A 16,451-nucleotide genomic window follows, 5' to 3' on the forward strand; every position below is an offset into this window, starting at 1 on the left:
CCCGTATTTGATTCAGATTCAGACACGCGCCCACTATGGTTTGCCGTTTTGATTTACAATAATGTCCTTTGTTTTACATTCCGCATACACAATGAATACGCAACCGCACGCTTCCCATACCGATTCCAATACGCTGATACTCGGCCGGTACGCCGAACGCGCCTATCTCGAATACGCCATGAGCGTGGTTAAAGGTCGCGCGCTGCCTGAAGTTTCAGACGGACAGAAGCCCGTGCAGCGGCGCATTTTGTTTGCGATGCGCGATATGGGTTTGACGGCGGGGGCGAAGCCGGTGAAATCGGCGCGCGTGGTCGGCGAGATTTTGGGCAAATACCACCCGCACGGCGACAGTTCCGCCTATGAGGCGATGGTGCGGATGGCGCAGGATTTTACCTTGCGCTATCCCTTAATCGACGGCATCGGCAACTTCGGCTCGCGCGACGGCGACGGGGCGGCGGCGATGCGTTACACCGAAGCGCGGCTCACGCCGATTGCGGAATTGCTGTTGTCCGAAATCAATCAGGGGACGGTGGATTTCGTGCCGAACTACGACGGCGCGTTTGACGAGCCGCTGCACCTGCCCGCCCGCCTGCCTATGGTGTTGCTCAACGGCGCGTCAGGCATCGCGGTGGGCATGGCGACCGAAATTCCGCCGCACAATTTGAACGAAGTTACGCAGGCGGCGATTGCGCTGTTGAAGAAGCCGACGCTGGAAACCGCCGACCTGATGCAGTACATTCCCGCGCCCGATTTTGCCGGCGGCGGTCAAATCATCACACCGGCGGACGAATTGCGCCGGATTTATGAAACCGGCAAGGGCAGCGTGCGCGTGCGTGCGCGTTATGAAATCGAAAAATTGGCGCGCGGACAATGGCGCGTCATCGTAACTGAGCTGCCGCCGAACGCCAATTCCGCCAAAATCCTTGCCGAAATCGAAGAGCAGACCAACCCGAAACCGAAAGCGGGCAAAAAGCAGCTCAACCAAGACCAGCTCAATACCAAAAAGCTGATGCTGGATTTAATCGACCGCGTGCGCGACGAGTCCGACGGCGAACATCCCGTGCGACTGGTGTTCGAACCGAAATCCAGCCGCATCGATACCGATACCTTCATCAACACGCTGATGGCGCAAACTTCGCTGGAAGGCAATGTGTCCATGAACTTGGTGATGATGGGACTGGACAACCGCCCCGCGCAGAAAAACCTGAAAACGATTTTGCAAGAATGGCTGGATTTCCGCGTCGTAACCGTAACACGCCGTCTGAAATTCCGTTTGAACCAAGTGGAAAAACGGCTGCACATTCTCGAAGGCCGTCTGAAAGTCTTTCTGCACATCGACGAAGTGATTAAAGTCATCCGCGAATCGGACGACCCGAAAGCCGATTTGATGGCGGCGTTCGGGCTGACCGAAATCCAAGCCGAAGACATTTTGGAAATCCGCCTGCGCCAGTTGGCGCGTTTGGAGGGTTTCAAACTCGAAAAAGAATTGAACGAGTTGCGCGAGGAACAAGGCCGTCTGAACATCCTTTTGAGCGACGAAAACGAAAAACGCAAGCTGATTGTCAAAGAGATGCAGGCGGATATGAAACAATACGGCGACGCGCGACGCACGCTGGTGGAAGAGGCCGGACGCGCCGTGCTGACGCAGACCACCGCCGACGAACCCATCACGCTGATCCTGTCGGAAAAAGGCTGGATACGCAGCCGCGCCGGACACAATCTCGATTTGAGCCAAACCACGTTCAAAGAAGGCGACCGCCTCAAACAAACCCTTGAAGGCCGCACCGTTTTACCTGTCGTCATCTTGGATTCATTGGGCAGAACCTACACCCTCGATGCCGCCGAAATCCCCGGCGGGCGCGGCGACGGCGTGCCGGTTTCATCCTTAATCGAGCTGCAAAACGGCGCGAAACCCGTTGCGATGTTGACAGGATTGCCGGAACAACATTATTTATTATCGGGCAGCGGCGGCTACGGCTTCATCGCCAAACTGGGCGATATGGTCGGGCGCGTGAAAGCGGGCAAAGTGGTGATGACCGCAGACAGCGGCGAAACCGTCCTGCCGCCGATTGCCGTCTATGCCTCCTCGTTCATCAACCCCGACTGCAAAATCATTGCCGCCACCAGTCAAAACCGCGCCCTCGCCTTCCCCATCGGCGAATTGAAAATTATGGCGAAAGGCAAAGGGCTGCAAATCATCGGATTGAACGCCGGCGAATCGCTGACGCATACCGCCGTTTCTTCCGAGCCGGAAATCCTGATTGAAAGCGAGGGCAGGCGCGGCGCGGCGCACAAAGACCGCATCCCCGTCTCCCTGCTTGAGGCAAAACGCGGCAAAAAAGGCAGACTATTACCCATATCGGGCAGCCTGAAACAGCTTTCTTCCCCCAAATAAACCCGATTCCGCACATATTATGGTGATTTCCAACCCCCGCAAACTTGAAAAACTCAAAGACCGGATTCCCAATCTGATCAACATCATCCGCGTCGCCATCGTTTTCCCGCTGATGATTATGCACATCCTCGGGCTGGAAACCGGCAGCCGTGCGAACCTGCACGCTTCGTGGACGGCGTGGGCGTTTTATGTTTGGCTCGCCATTGCCTGCTGGCTGATTTTCTTTTCCATCATCCATCCGCATTGGCAATGGCAGTCGCTGAAAATGCCGCGTTTCAGCGCGGTGGCGGACATCACGATGATCGGCGTGCTGACCTACCTGTTCGGCGGCATCGATTCCGGCTTCGGCATCCTGATCCTGCCCTTCGTCGTCTGCTCCTGCCTGCTCAGCTACGGGCGTTACCCCCTGCTCTATTCCAGCTACGCCGCCATCCTACTGATATTCAACGCCATTGCCGACGGCGATATCGGCAAATACCCGCTCATATCGGATGCCCGAACCGCCTCGGCAACCTTCATCCTCGTCGCCGCCTCCTATCTTTCCGCCATCTTCACCTCCCTGTCGGTCAGATACATCGACAGCGCCAGCCAACTGGCCCGCGACAACCACCTCGCCTACCGGCGCATCAAAGGCTTGAGCCAGACCGTACTCGAACGCGTTCAAGAAGCCGTCGTCGTCATCAATACCGAAGGGCTGGCGGTGCTGTTCAACCGGAAGGCGAAAGACCTTTTCCCCGCGCTCGAAATCGGACGGCGCGCCGACCTGTCCGATTCTGCCGCCGAACTGTGGGATCAAGCCTCTCCGCACACTTTCGAATACGTCCTCGGCACACCCGGTCTGAACGCCGGCATCCGCGCCGTTCCGGTCAACAAAGAGCCGGACAAGCTGCTCATCCTCTACATCCGCCCGCAAAGCGAAATTCAGGCAGAAGCCCTGTCCGTCAAACTTGCCGCGCTCGGACAACTGACCGCCAACCTCGCCCACGAAATCCGCAACCCGATGTCCGCCATCCGCCACGCCAACGACCTGCTGCGCGAAAATATGGAAGCGGGGGCGGCAGATCCGTTCAACGCCAAATTGTGCAAAATCATTGACGGCAACGTCTGCCGCATCGACAAAATGCTCGAAGACATTTCCTCGCTCAACAAGCGCAACAAAACCAAACGCGAAACCATCGGCCTGATACCGTTTTGGGAAGAATTCAAACAAGAGTTCCTGCTCAACCATCCCGATGCCGCCGGCTGCATCCGTCCGGATATTCAAGGCGGCAGCCCGACCGCCTATTTCGATCTCGCCCACCTGCGGCAAATTATGTGGAATCTCGCCAACAACGCGTGGCGGCACAGCCGCAAACAGCCCGGCTCGATTTCCGTCACCATCCGCCCCGCGCAAAAAAACACCGTCTGCATCCTGTTTGCCGACGACGGCGGCGGCGTGCCGCCCGAAGTACAGGAACACCTGTTCGAACCCTTTTACACCACGGCGGAAAACGGAACCGGCTTGGGACTGTATGTCGCCCGCGAACTGGCGCACGCCAACTTCGGCGATTTGACCTACCTGCCGGAAGCCAAATGTTTCGAACTCACATTACCGGAAAAAAGCAATGACTGAACTGCAACATCCCGTCCTCGTCGTCGATGACGAAACCGACATTCTCGACCTGATGGAAATGACCCTGATGAAAATGGGCTTGCGCGTCCATACCGCGTCAGGCGTTACCGAAGCCAAAAACAAGCTCGACAGCCAACGCTATTCGCTCGTCCTGACCGATATGCGTATGCCCGACGGCTCGGGGCTTGAAGTCGTCCAACACATCAACAGCCGCCTGCTCGATACGCCGGTTGCCGTCATCACCGCCTTCGGCAATGCCGATCAGGCGCAAGAGGCCCTGCGTTGCGGCGCGTTCGACTACATCCAAAAGCCGATTACCCTCGCCCGGCTGCGTTCCCTCGTCAAATCGGCAATTTCCGTTTCCGAAAACCAAAACAAAATTCCCGAACCGCCCGTTCGGACGGCATCCCCCGTTTCTTCCCCAATGCCGTCTGAAGCCCCGGAACCTGCAAACGCGATACCGGCGGCACCGCCCGTTTCCTCCGCCCTTCCCTATGCGGAACCCGATATGCCCCGCCTGCTCGGCAGCTCTCCGCAGATGGTCGAAATCCGCCACCTCATCCGCCGCCTCGCGTCCGGCAAAGTACCCGTCTATATTTCCGGCGAATCCGGTACAGGTAAGGAACAGGCGGCGCGCACCATACACGAACTGTCCGACCGCGCGGACAAACCCTTTGTCGCCGTCAACTGCGGTGCGATTCCCGAAAATCTGATGGAAAGCGAATTTTTCGGCTACCGCAAAGGCAGTTTTACCGGCGCCGACAAAGACCACGACGGCTTTTTCCGCCACGCCGACGGCGGCACTTTGTTTTTGGACGAAGTCGCCGACCTGCCCCTTTCCATGCAGGTCAAACTCTTGCGCGCGATTCAAGAAAAAGCCGTGCGCCGCATCGGCGATACCGCCGAGCAGCCCGTCGATGTCCGCATCGTCTGCGCCACCCACAAAAACCTCGAAGCCCTTGTCGGAAGCGGCGCATTCCGCCAAGACCTGTATTACCGCCTCAATGTCGTCAGCCTCAATATGCCGTCCCTGCGTGAAATGCGCGAAGATTTGAAGCTGCTCATCCCCTACCTCCTGTACAAACACAGCCGCAACAACCGGCCTTACACACTCTCCCCCGCCGCGCAACAGATGCTCCTGAATTACAGCTATCCGGGCAATTTCCGCGAACTGGAAAACATCCTCGAACGCGCCGTCGCCCTGTGCGTCGGGCATACCGTGCAAATCGACGACCTGCAAATCCAAGATGTGCGCCACAAGCCCGTCCGGACGGAAACCGCCGAGCGCGCCGCCGATACCTTGCCGTCTGAAACAGCCGCCGCACCGTCCCGCGTCCTGCCGTTCGACCCCGATACCATGCAGATACAGGACTATCTCGACCAAATCGAACGCGACATCATCGAACAAACCCTCAAACAAACCGAAGGCAACCGCACGCAGGCTGCTAAACGCTTGGGCATCAGCTTCCGTTCGATGCGCTACCGTATGGAACGCCTCAACATCTGCTGACGGCAAAACGGCATCCGCGCCATCCCCGCCCACCCGAAAAAAATGCCGTCTGAAACGGCACGGGAAAGCGGGTTCGCCCCACGCCCGAACGGACACAAAACACTATGACCGACATCCTCATTGACGACACCGCCACCGAAGCCGTCCGCGCCCTGATACGGGCATTCCCCCTTGCGCCCGTTTCCCAGCCGCCCGAACAAGGCAGCTACCTCCTTGCCGAACACGATACCGTCAGCCTCAGGCTTGTCGGGGAAAAAAGCAGCGTCATCGTCGATTTTACCTCCGGTGCAGCACAATACCGGCGCACAAAAGGCGGGGGCGAACTCATCGCCAAAGCCGTCAACCATACCGCCAAACCGACCGTTTGGGACGCGACCGCAGGATTGGGGCGCGACAGCTTCGTCCTCGCCTCGCTCGGTCTGACCGTTACCGCCTTCGAGCAGCATCCAGCCGTAGCCTGCCTGCTTTCAGACGGCATCCGCCGCTCCCTCCTCAATCCCGAAACGCAAGACACCGCCGCGCGCATCAACCTCCATTTCGGCAACGCCGCAGTACAAATGCCCGCACTTGTTCAAACACAAGGCAAACCCGACATCGTCTATCTCGACCCCATGTATCCCGAACGCCGCAAAAGTGCCGCCGTTAAAAAAGAAATGGCCTACTTCCACCGGCTCGTCGGCGAGGCGCAAGATGAAGCAGCACTCCTGCATACCGCACGCCAAACGGCAAAAAAACGCGTCGTCGTCAAACGCCCCCGCCTAGGCGGATTGCTTGCCGGGCAAAGCCCCTCCTACCAATACACCGGCAAAAGCACCCGCTTCGACGTTTACCTGCCCTACGAAGCGGACAAGGGATAACGCCCATAAAACAAGACACCGAAAAATTTGCCGTTCTTATGCAAACGAGAAACCGGTTTTTGCGTTTCGACTGTTTTGGATAAGTCATCACACCTTAAAGTTTGTCATTCTCACGGAAGTGGGAATCCGATTCGTTCAGTTTTATAGTGGTTTTCGAGTTTCAGGCAACTTCCAAACCGTCATTTCCACGGAAGTGGGAATCTAGAAATGAAAAGCAACAGGAATTTATCGTAAATGACTGAAACCGAACGGACTAGATTCCCGCCTGCGCGGGAATGACGGGGCGGGAGGATGCCGTCTGAAATTCCGTCATTCCCGTGAAAACGGGAATCTAGAACTTCTGATTTTTCAGACGACTTTTGAACATTGCCGCTACCCAATGATCTGGATTCCCACCTGTGCGGGAATGACGATGTAAAATTATCCGGGATTCAAAAAGACAGGCTTTCGCGTCCGTGGGAATGACTGCGGAAAGATAATTTTTATTTTGTCATAAAAATCAGCACCTTAATCAGTTGGCGGTTAAATCAAACTTTTAGGGTGCAGATTACTTTTTATGATTTCAGACGGCATTTTGACAGGCCGCAAACCTATTTCGGCAATACCAAAAACTTAATCAATAACTCTTTGAACACAAAACCAAACACGCCCAAGCCCAAGACTAAAAACAAAATGGCGATGCCGAATTTGCCCGCTTTAGACTCCTTGCCCAAATTCCAAACGATAAAACCCAAAAAAATAATCAAACCGGTCAGGCAGATTTTCAACGCCCAATCGGCAAAAACCGCTTCATCCATATTTTTTCCTATTGTTGATGTGTATGCCATACGCGATAAGGGTTTCAGACGGCATCTGCTGTCCAATGCCGTCTGAAACACGCAATCAGCGCGCGAGTGCCTGTTTCAAATCGTCAATCAAATCGCCAACATATTCCAAACCGACCGACAGGCGCACCAATCCGGGGCGGATGTTGGCGGCGAGTTTTTCTTCGGGCTGCATCCTGCCGTGCGTGGTTGTCCACGGATGGGTGATGGTCGAGCGCACGTCGCCGAGGTTGGCGGTACGGGAAAAGAGTTCCACGCCGTCCACGACTTTCCACGCGGCTGCTTGGTCGGCAACTTCAAAGCCGATGACGATGCCGCCGCCGTTTTGCTGTTTGCGGATAAGCGCCGCCTGCGGATGGTCGGGCAATCCGGTGTAGTACACGGCTTGAACCTGCGGCTGCGCTTGCAGCCATTGCGCGATTTTCAGGGCGTTGTCGAACTGTTTTTCCATACGCAGCGACAGGGTTTCCACGCCGCTCAACAACTGCCACGCATTAAACGGCGACATTGCCAGCCCGCAAGAGTTGCAATACATAGCGACCTGCGCCATCAGCTCTTCCGAACCCGCCAACACGCCGCCCATCACGCGTCCGTGTCCGTCTATGGCTTTGGTCGCGGAGGAAACGGAAATATCCGCGCCGTGTTTCAAAGGCTGCGAGCCGACGGGCGACAGCAGGCTGTTGTCCACCACCAAGAGCGCGCCGATGCCGTGTGCCAATTCCGCCAAGGCTTCCAGGTCGGCCACTTCGCCCAAGGGGTTGGACGGCGTTTCCAAAAACAGCAGCTTGGTGTTGGCTTTGACGGCGGCTTTCCATTCGTTTATATCGGTCGGCGAAACGTGGCTCACTTCGATGCCGAATTTGGTAACGATGTTATTGATAAAGCCGACGGTCGTGCCGAACAGGCTGCGGCTGGAAACCACGTGGTCGCCCGCCTGCAAAAAGGTAAAAAACGCCGCCTGAATCGCGGACATACCCGTCGAAGTGGCGACCGCGCGTTCCGCACCTTCCAAAGCGGCGATGCGTTTTTCAAAGGCGGCTGTGGTCGGGTTGGCGGTACGGGTATAAGTGAACCCTTTGATTTTTTTTGAAAACAAATCGGCGGCGTGTCGGGCGTTGTCCCACATGAAGCTGCTGGTCAGGAACAAGGCCTGATTGTGTTCGCGATATCCGGTTTGTTCTTTGCCGCCGCGTATGGCGAGCGTTTGCGGATGAAGTTTTTTGCTCATCGGTAATTCCTCGGTTTTGTCCGTTCGGCAACGGGGCGCGCGCCCGTTGTTTAATTTGTTAATATTTTGCGCCCGTTCCGTGCGCCTTTCAAGTCGGACGGGCAGGAAAATGCCGTCTGAAACGGCTTTCAGACGGCATTGCAATCAGCGTTTGTATTTTAACTCGTACTTGATGTCGTTAAGGATTTTGCGGACATCGTGTTCCAACACGTCTTCGACTACCGCCCCCGCCTGCTCGTGCAGCATCTGCTGGAGCTGGTAGGTAAAAACCGCCATCTGCTTCTGCACCGCCGTACGGATAATGCCGTTGACGGTATCGGTCAGATGCGGGCGCAGGCGTTTGATCAGCCGTTCGGTCAGCTCCTGTTCGGACAGGCAGAACACTTCGCGCCGGTTGACGGCTTTCGGGTTCAGGATATTGATTTGGACGGGCATCAACGTTTCTTCCGCATCGTTTTCCCCGTTTTCCGAAACCGCCGGCTCATTCGTGCCGGATTCTGCCGCATCGGCGTTTTCCCCGCCTTCAATCTGTGCAGTTTCAAATTCGACGCAGTCTTTTTTGGCATCGAACCGGATTTTACGCCGCGATTCGATGTGTTTTTCCGAAACCGACATTTGCAGGGAAGCCTGCGCGTTGAGCCAGTTTTCCTGAAGAATAACCATCGGGTCGGTTTCGACTTCCTCGCCGCATTCGGCAACGGCGGCATTGTGCTCCTCCTGCCATTTTTGCAGATACGCCTTTAACACACGGTTTCGGCTTGCATCGTCCAATTTCGGCGCGGACGCGCTCTTTGCCGCTTCGGAAGTTTGAACCGGCGGCACACGGTCGGGCGCGGTATTCATACGGCGCGTCCGGCGCAGGTTTTCCAGGCGTTTTTCCCAATTCGGCTCTTTATCCTGATTGTTCGTATCCATTTTTTCGGCTTCCGGTCCTTAATCTTTGCAGGCGGACAAACCCCGCCTGAAGCGCGGTTTGATATAATGGCGCATTTTAACAGATTCGCGAGGATACATCATGAGCAGCATCGAACAGCGTTTGGAATATCTGGAAGAAGCAAACGATGTGCTGCGTATGCAGAACCACGTCCTGTCCACCGCCTTCAAAGCCCTGATCCGCGCCCTTCCCGCCGACACCGCCGAAGTCGCGGTTGAGTCGATTCAGCTTGCATTTGAAGACGCTTTGGCAGAACTCAACTACGAAGACAGCCCCCATACCGATTTGTTCCACGACGTTACTTATGCGTTTTTCCGTGAAAAAGAACGTTAATTTTATGTTAAACTGATTTTTTAGGCTTTTTGATTACCGAAAGGAATTTTGATGAATATGAAAAAATGGATTGCCGCCGCCCTTGCCTGTTCCGCGCTCGCGCTGTCTGCCTGCGGCGGTCAGGGCAAAGATGCCGCCGCGCCTGCCGCCAACCCCGACAAAGTGTACCGCGTGGCTTCCAACGCCGAGTTTGCCCCCTTTGAATCTTTAGACTCGAAAGGCAATGTCGAAGGTTTCGATGTGGATTTGATGAACGCGATGGCGAAGGCGGGCAATTTTAAAATCGAATTCAAACACCAGCCGTGGGACAGCCTTTTCCCCGCCTTGAACAACGGCGATGCGGACGTTGTGATGTCGGGCGTAACCATTACCGACGACCGCAAACAGTCTATGGACTTCAGCGACCCGTATTTTGAAATCACCCAAGTCGTCCTCGTTCCGAAAGGCAAAAAAGTATCTTCTTCCGAAGATTTGAAAAAGATGAACAAAGTCGGCGTGGTTACCGGCTACACGGGCGATTTCTCCGTTTCCAAACTCTTGGGCAACGACAATCCGAAAATCGCGCGCTTTGAAAACGTCCCCCTGATTATCAAAGAACTGGAAAACGGCGGCCTGGATTCCGTGGTCAGCGACAGCGCGGTCATCGCCAATTATGTGAAAAACAACCCGGCCAAAGGGATGGACTTCGTTACCCTGCCCGACTTCACCACCGAACACTACGGCATCGCGGTACGCAAAGGCGACGAAGCAACCGTCAAAATGCTGAACGATGCGTTGAAAAAAGTACGCGAAAGCGGCGAATACGACAAAATCTACGCCAAATATTTTGCAAAAGAAGGCGAACAGGCCGCGAAATAAGCCCGCCCGTCCGAACACAATGCCGTCTGAAGCCCTTTCAGACGGCATTTTCTATTGTCTGTGCCGTTTTGTGTCGGGATGGCAATGTCGGCGGCGCGGCATTGTTGTGCCGCCATTTGGGTTTTCAGACGGCATCGGGGGCTTTGTTGGACTTCAGACGGCATTATCCCACCGCCGTCATTCCCACCCCGAACTGTCGGGCAGTGGCAGTTTTTAAAGATTATAAAAACCCGTCATTCCCACGCAGGCGGGAATCCGGACCATTGGACAGCGGCAATATTCAAAGATTATCTGAAAGTCCGAGATTCTAGATTCCCGTTTTCACGGGAATGACGAAGAGTGGCGGGAATCCAGACCTTGGGATAGCGGCAATATTCAAAGATTATCTGAAAGTTTGAGATTCTAGATTCCCGTTTTCACGGGAATGACGAAGTTTCAGACGGCATTTAATGTCTTGTCGGGCTTCAGACGGCATCGCCCACCGCCGTCATTCCCGCATAAGCGGGAATCCAGACCTTCGGGGTGGAGGAAATATTCAAAGGTTATCTGAAGATTTAGAGGTTCTAGATTCCCGTTTTCACGGGAATGACGAAAAGTCACGGAAATAACGAAAAGTCGTGATGACGGCGCATCCGCCCGACCGTCATTCTCGCGCAGGCGGGAATCCAGAACATCGGGCAACGGCAATATTCAAAGATTATCTGAAAGTTTAAGATTCTAGATTCCCGTTTTCACGGGAATGACGAAGTTTCAGACGGCATTGGATGCTTTGATGCTTTGGTGGGCTGAAGCCCACCGCTTCAGACAGCATCGCCCGCCTGTTTTGATATGGCGGCAAATCCCCCCGACAAAAAAACAATCCGGAACGCGTCTGACCGTTCCGGATTGTTTTCAGGCGTATCCGCGCATCAGAACATACTGCGTACGCCCATATTGACCTGCCAATTCTGGCGCATCGTGTGCATCGAAGACCTTTGCGCCTCAAAATAAAGCTGCCGTCCGTTTTCGGCATTGCGGTGTACCACGCCCAAGCCGTATTCCAACCAGCCGCCCCGGTGTTTGAATTCCTCCACGGCAGAGCCGTTGAACCTGTGGCGGATCGTGCCGATAAACTCGCGTTTGTACATCAGCTTGCCGTAGATGTTCAGCCTGCCGCCGTCCAAACCGTCCACGCCCGCCCGAAAGCCGAACCGCCCCATCAGGCTGCGGAAATTGTCCGTCTCGGCAGACAGCCCGTTTGACAGCGAAAAGCCGTAGCCGCGCGTAAACCAGTAGGACAACTGCGCTTCCGGCTGCCACCAATAGGTTTTGCCGCCGTCCTGTTTTTCCATCCGCCTGCCGGTTTCGGCGGAAAGCATATAGGCATTCAGGCGCGCCTCGTCCGATTCGACCCGTTTGCCTGCGTAATTGGTCAGCCCGTAGCTGCCCTTATATCGGGCGATGTTGGCGACCAAATCATAATAAGCCCTGCTTTCCCGGTTGAGCCAGGTGGAATAAACGCCTGCCATCCTGCCGTAGATTTTGCCGCTGCCGGCATAGTCTTCGGGGCTGTAGGACGATTGGAGGTGGCGGAGCATCAGCCCTTTGTAATGAATCCATTTGTCGCCGAACCCCGTCCTGTTGAAGCCGCCGGCAAAGCCCCAATAGCGGTTGCCGTAACCGCCCACGCGGTAATCGCTGCGGCTGCCGGCGAATTTTCCGCCGACGCGTTTGATCCAAACGTTGTTGTCTTTCTGCGGCGTTCCGTCGGCGTGGATTTCGCCCATACGCTGCACCAGCGTTTCATCGGAAACCGCGTTCAACTGATACAAAGCCTCGCCGAAGAGGACGCTGCTCGATGCGCCCGTCGACAGGGTGGCCGGGTAGAGGTAGAAGTCCCGCTTGCCGTCTGCGGAAATATTGACCTTTTTGGAATCACCCGACTCGCCCAAGGCAAAACACCACCCTCCCTGTTCCGTACAGCGGACATTTAATTCGTATGACGCTTTTGTGTTTTCGGCATCGCCTTTGTTTTCGACCAGCTTTAAAAACTCCCTGCCCGTCGTTTTTGCCTTGGCATCGTCCGTATATTCGATGATGTGCGTCCCTTCGCTGCCTTTTCGGGTAATCAGCTTGTCCGATTCGCCTTTGACGATGTCGCCATACATTTTGAACACGCCGCCATCGCCCTTGAGATTGCTCACAGACACTTTGACGAATTTGTTGTTGTCGCTAAATTCGACCTGCGCGTCTTCCGACAAATCCAACTCTTTCAGCATCGAATCATTGGTAACCCTCCAGCGCGCGCCGTTGCTCATTTTGAGGTTGACGGTGTTGTTTGTCTTGTCGTCGATCGCGCTGTCTTTAATCCAACCGTTTTCATCGAAGAAATCTTCAGATCTTTTGATTTCTTCTTCGAGTACCGCAACCCTTTCTATGTCGTTTTCTTTTATATGTTCTATTTGCCTTTTTTTGCTCCGAATTTTGTTTTCTTGCTGTTTTACTTTTACTTCTAGTTCTTTTCTCTTTTTATTATTTTGGTTGTCATTTTCACCTAGTTCAGCCAATTCTTTATTTAGTTTATCCAATTCTTGATTGTATTTATCCAAATCTTGATTGAATCTATCCAAAGCTGCTTTTTTTGGGGCAATCTTTTCTGCTTAGTATCCGGCTCTTTCTTTTTCTTTTCAATCGACTTTGTATCGGGGGTTAAGTCATATCCGTCCGCATCCACGGTTAAGGCAAACATATCTTTCCCTTTGGCAAAGCTCCTTTTCCCGATATGGGCTTCCCCTTCAAAATAAGAGTCTTTGTTGGCGAGGTTCACGCTCACGCTGCCGCCGTTGTAGGCGAAAATATCGCCTTTGATTTTGACAACCTTGTCTTCCCCACCGACAACCTCGACTTTGCTGTTTTTCCCGTCAATCGCAAACGCGCTGCCTATACTTTTGGGTCTGCCTTGCTCGTCATAAACCGGCGTTGCAACGATATCGACATTCCCACGGAAAATCGCTTCCATCTTAGAACCTTCCGGAATCTGCTTCTTATGGCCGACTCTTCTGCTTGAATAGAAGCCAAAACCGTTTGCTTCCGCCTCGTCCTGTCCGTTCCTATCGATTTTAATGTTTACATCGCCCTTGAACTCCATCGTGGTGATGCTTGGAGAAGCGTTGTTGAGGTTGATGCCTGAGTTACCATAGTGGTTGGCGGTAATGCCTTGTCCTTTATCTTTTCCTGATTTGATGTTGATATTCAGCGTCGAGCCTTCTTCGGAAACAAGACGATATTCTCCCATTTTTTCACCATTATTAAGCAATAGGATACCTTCGTTACTAGAGTTGGCATTTGAGTCCGCATCTACATTGATGGTGTTGCGCCCTTTAAAGGTAAACGTCGCCGGCGCCAAGCTTGCGGATGCACGCCTATCATCAGACAAAATGCCGACATTCGCGTTATGGGCGGCTATGGTTACGTTTTCAAAAGTAACCTTGTTTTCGCCCTCATAGCTGCTATCCTCCAAGACTACCGCTCCGATATGATTCGGCCCCGATGTGTACCTGTAACCGTTTTTATTTATATTTTCTCCAATCGAGTTATTGTCAATCGTCGGCGGGGCATCGGCAGAGCCGTCTGCCAATTTGCCTTTTATCGTAATGTTGTTCGTACCGCCGTTGGCGGCAATGATGAGGGAATTTAAGGGTTTGACTTCGGTTTCGCCATCGTAGGTGTAGTTGTTTACTTGCCCTCCTTGTGCGAGGACGAGGGTGTATTTGTCTGTCTTCTCTATCGTTCCACTGCTTGCAGCGTCCGCCCCTTGCGCGTGCATAGAAGCGGCTGCAAAACCAAGTAAGATGCACTGAACTGTCTTCTTTTGTTTCATTAGTTTTTCCATTTTGAAGGTATGTGATTTTTATCATTATATGCTTAAATCATTGACACACCAAAAAAAAAAAAAAAAAAAAAAAAAAAAAAATGGATTGTTTGATACTCCAATGTTTTTTATATGTTTTTATATTGTGATGCAGAACGGGAATCTGTATCACGTCATTCCCACGAAAGTGGGAATCTAGAAACTCAAAGTTGCAAGAATTTATCGGAAACGGCTGAAACCGAACGGTCTGGATTCCCGCCTGCGCGGGAATGACGGCGGGGGCGGATGCCGTCTGAAGCGGTGGGCTGAAGCCCACCCTACCATTGTTTCTGCTTCCATACCATTTGGCGGCATTTTTATATCGTAGGATGGGCTTCAGCCCACCAAAGCATCAAAGTATTCAATCTCGTCTGAAACTTCGTCATTCCCGCGAAAGCGGGAATCTGGAACTTCTGAATTTTCAGACGACTTTTGAATATTGCCGCCGCCCGAAGGTCTAGATTCCCGCCTGCGCGGGAATGACGGCAAACGGGGGATGGGGCATCACGATGCGGCGGCAATGTGTCCGGAATGGGGCGGTTTATCCGAAAAAGCCCATTTTGACTTGGATGAGTTTTTCCAGTTCGTTCAGGATGCGCCGGCGCGAGACGAAAAAGATGATGTGGTCGCCGTCTTGGATGACGGTTTCGGTATGATGTCCCATAATGGTTTCGCCGGTTTCGGCGCGGACGACGGCGGCAATGTGGCAGCCTTCGGGCCATTTGATACCGCTGATGCGCCTGCCGATGATGGCGGAAGTTTTTTTGTCGCCGTGTGCGACGACTTCGATGGCTTCCGCCGTGCCGCGCCGGATGGGGTGGACGGCAACGATGTCGCCGCGCCGGATGTGGGCGAGTATCGAGCCGATGGTGATGAGGTGGGGGGAAACGACGATGTCGATTTTGTTGCCTTCGAGCAAATCGACGTAGCTTGAGCGGTTGACGATGCCGATGACGCGCTTCGCGCCGAGGTTTTTCGCCAAAAGGGCGGACATAATGTTGCTTTCGTCGTCGTTGGTCAGGGCGCAGAATACGTCGATTTCGTCGATGTATTCGTTGTCGAGCAGGGTTTCGTCGGTTGCCGAACCTTGCAGGACGAGGGTGTTGTCGAGGTTTTCGGCTATCCATTCGGCACGGCGCGGCCGGCATTCGATGATTTTGACGTTGTATGCGTGTTCGAGCTGCTTGGCGAGGCGGTAGCCGATGTTGCCGCCGCCGGCAATCATAATGCGGCGGGTGCTGGTTTCTTTGGGGCGCAATTCGGGTATGACCGCGCCGATGTTTTCGGTAGCGGCGGCAAACAGGATTTCGTCGCCTTCGATGATGACGGTTTGCGGCGCGGGGACGATGAGGCGGTTGTTGCGGTAAACGGCGCAGATTTGGCAGTCGGCCCCGTCGGGAAGGTCGCGGGCGATGTCGGCGATTTCGCGGTTGACGAGCAGTCCGCCGCGCCGCGCCTGTATGATGACCATCCGCACACGGTCGTCTGCAAAACGTAAAACCTGCAATGCGCCCGGGCAGTCTATCAGACCGGCAAGCTGTTCGGTAACGAGCTGTTCGGGGCTGATGGTTTCGGTTATGCCGAATATGGAAAGGCTGCCGTTTTCGTTGTTTTCGAGCTTGGGGCTGAGGTATTCGAGGTATTCGCTGGAACGGACGCGCGCGATGCGGCCGGGGATGTTGAACAGGTCGGCGGCAACTTTGCAGGCGACGATGTTGGTTTCGTCGCTGCGGGAGAGCGCGAGCAGCAAGTCGGCATCTTCCGCGCCGGCGCGTTCTAATGTGAAGGGGGATGCGCCGTTGCCGAAAACGGTTTGGACATCGAGGCGGCTGCCTGTTTCCTGCAATGCTTTTTCGTCGATGTCGATAACGGTTACGTCGTTGTTGGGTATGGCGGCAAGGTTTTGCGCGACGGTAGAACCTACCTGTCCGTTGCCTAAAATGAGGATTTTCACGGTGTGGGTCGCTGAGTGATGAAATGGTGGATTGTACCGCAACCGGGGGCGGAAATG

At 54.2% G+C, this 16,451-nt stretch carries 13 protein-coding genes; 6 read left to right on the forward strand and 7 right to left on the reverse strand.

Annotated elements, in window-relative coordinates; all coding sequences use genetic code 11:
- Positions 1–91: 91 nt before the first annotated feature.
- The 4 genes from parC (at position 92) to FGL10_RS05380 (ending at position 6,374) form a co-directional block, all read left to right on the forward strand.
- Positions 92–2,395 (forward strand): DNA topoisomerase IV subunit A, encoded by a 2,304-nt coding sequence (gene parC / locus FGL10_RS05365; RefSeq protein WP_003709389.1) that lies wholly within the window; start codon positions 92–94, stop codon positions 2,393–2,395.
- A 19-nt stretch (positions 2,396–2,414) separates the two neighbouring features.
- The gene (locus FGL10_RS05370) at positions 2,415–4,007 is read left to right on the forward strand and encodes an ATP-binding protein (protein WP_003709387.1); all 1,593 of its coding nucleotides are present in this window, start codon (positions 2,415–2,417) and stop codon (positions 4,005–4,007) included.
- Positions 4,000–5,517 (forward strand): sigma-54-dependent transcriptional regulator, encoded by a 1,518-nt coding sequence (locus FGL10_RS05375; protein ID WP_036475132.1) that lies wholly within the window; start codon positions 4,000–4,002, stop codon positions 5,515–5,517. The genes FGL10_RS05370 and FGL10_RS05375 overlap by 8 nt, the downstream gene beginning before the upstream one ends.
- Before the next feature lie 104 nt (positions 5,518–5,621).
- The gene (locus tag FGL10_RS05380) at positions 5,622–6,374 is read left to right on the forward strand and encodes a class I SAM-dependent methyltransferase (protein ID WP_003709381.1); all 753 of its coding nucleotides are present in this window, start codon (positions 5,622–5,624) and stop codon (positions 6,372–6,374) included.
- 590 nt (positions 6,375–6,964) lie between these two features.
- Here FGL10_RS05380 and FGL10_RS05390 read toward each other — a convergent pair.
- From FGL10_RS05390 to FGL10_RS05400, 3 genes are all read right to left on the reverse strand, one after another.
- Complete coding sequence (locus FGL10_RS05390) at positions 6,965–7,171, reverse strand: DUF2788 domain-containing protein (RefSeq protein ID WP_002212781.1); 207 nt, start codon at positions 7,169–7,171, stop codon at positions 6,965–6,967.
- 85 nt (positions 7,172–7,256) lie between these two features.
- Positions 7,257–8,426, reverse strand: coding sequence for an O-succinylhomoserine sulfhydrylase (metZ, locus tag FGL10_RS05395; protein ID WP_036475313.1), 1,170 nt, complete (start codon positions 8,424–8,426; stop codon positions 7,257–7,259).
- Positions 8,427–8,570: 144 nt separating this feature from the next.
- On the reverse strand, positions 8,571–9,341 hold the full coding sequence (locus FGL10_RS05400) for a hypothetical protein (RefSeq protein WP_003709371.1): 771 nt from the start codon (positions 9,339–9,341) through the stop codon (positions 8,571–8,573).
- 100 nt (positions 9,342–9,441) lie between these two features.
- Between FGL10_RS05400 and FGL10_RS05405 the strand changes: the two genes are divergently transcribed.
- Positions 9,442–9,693, forward strand: coding sequence for an NGO1151 family protein (locus FGL10_RS05405; RefSeq protein WP_002245658.1), 252 nt, complete (start codon positions 9,442–9,444; stop codon positions 9,691–9,693).
- A 51-nt stretch (positions 9,694–9,744) separates the two neighbouring features.
- Positions 9,745–10,551 (forward strand): basic amino acid ABC transporter substrate-binding protein, encoded by an 807-nt coding sequence (locus FGL10_RS05410; RefSeq protein WP_003709369.1) that lies wholly within the window; start codon positions 9,745–9,747, stop codon positions 10,549–10,551.
- On the opposite strand, the gene FGL10_RS05415 is transcribed toward FGL10_RS05410, so the two are convergent.
- From FGL10_RS05415 to trkA, 4 genes are all read right to left on the reverse strand, one after another.
- Entirely contained in the window at positions 10,506–10,715 is a 210-nt protein-coding gene (locus FGL10_RS05415; RefSeq protein WP_138251433.1) for a hypothetical protein, read from the reverse strand. The two genes, FGL10_RS05410 and FGL10_RS05415, sit on opposite strands and share 46 nt — an antisense overlap.
- Before the next feature lie 744 nt (positions 10,716–11,459).
- Complete coding sequence (locus FGL10_RS12545) at positions 11,460–13,160, reverse strand: autotransporter outer membrane beta-barrel domain-containing protein (protein WP_232043730.1); 1,701 nt, start codon at positions 13,158–13,160, stop codon at positions 11,460–11,462.
- Positions 13,106–14,410, reverse strand: coding sequence for a hypothetical protein (locus FGL10_RS12550; protein ID WP_232043731.1), 1,305 nt, complete (start codon positions 14,408–14,410; stop codon positions 13,106–13,108). Before FGL10_RS12550 ends, FGL10_RS12545 begins: the two co-directional genes overlap by 55 nt.
- Before the next feature lie 571 nt (positions 14,411–14,981).
- A complete protein-coding gene (gene trkA, locus FGL10_RS05450) occupies positions 14,982–16,394 on the reverse strand; it encodes a Trk system potassium transporter TrkA (RefSeq protein ID WP_003709086.1) in 1,413 nt (470 codons plus the stop codon).
- Positions 16,395–16,451 lie beyond the last annotated feature (57 nt).

This window comes from Neisseria lactamica, assembly GCF_901482445.1.
In the GTDB taxonomy this organism is placed as follows: Bacteria; Pseudomonadota; Gammaproteobacteria; order Burkholderiales; family Neisseriaceae; genus Neisseria; species Neisseria lactamica.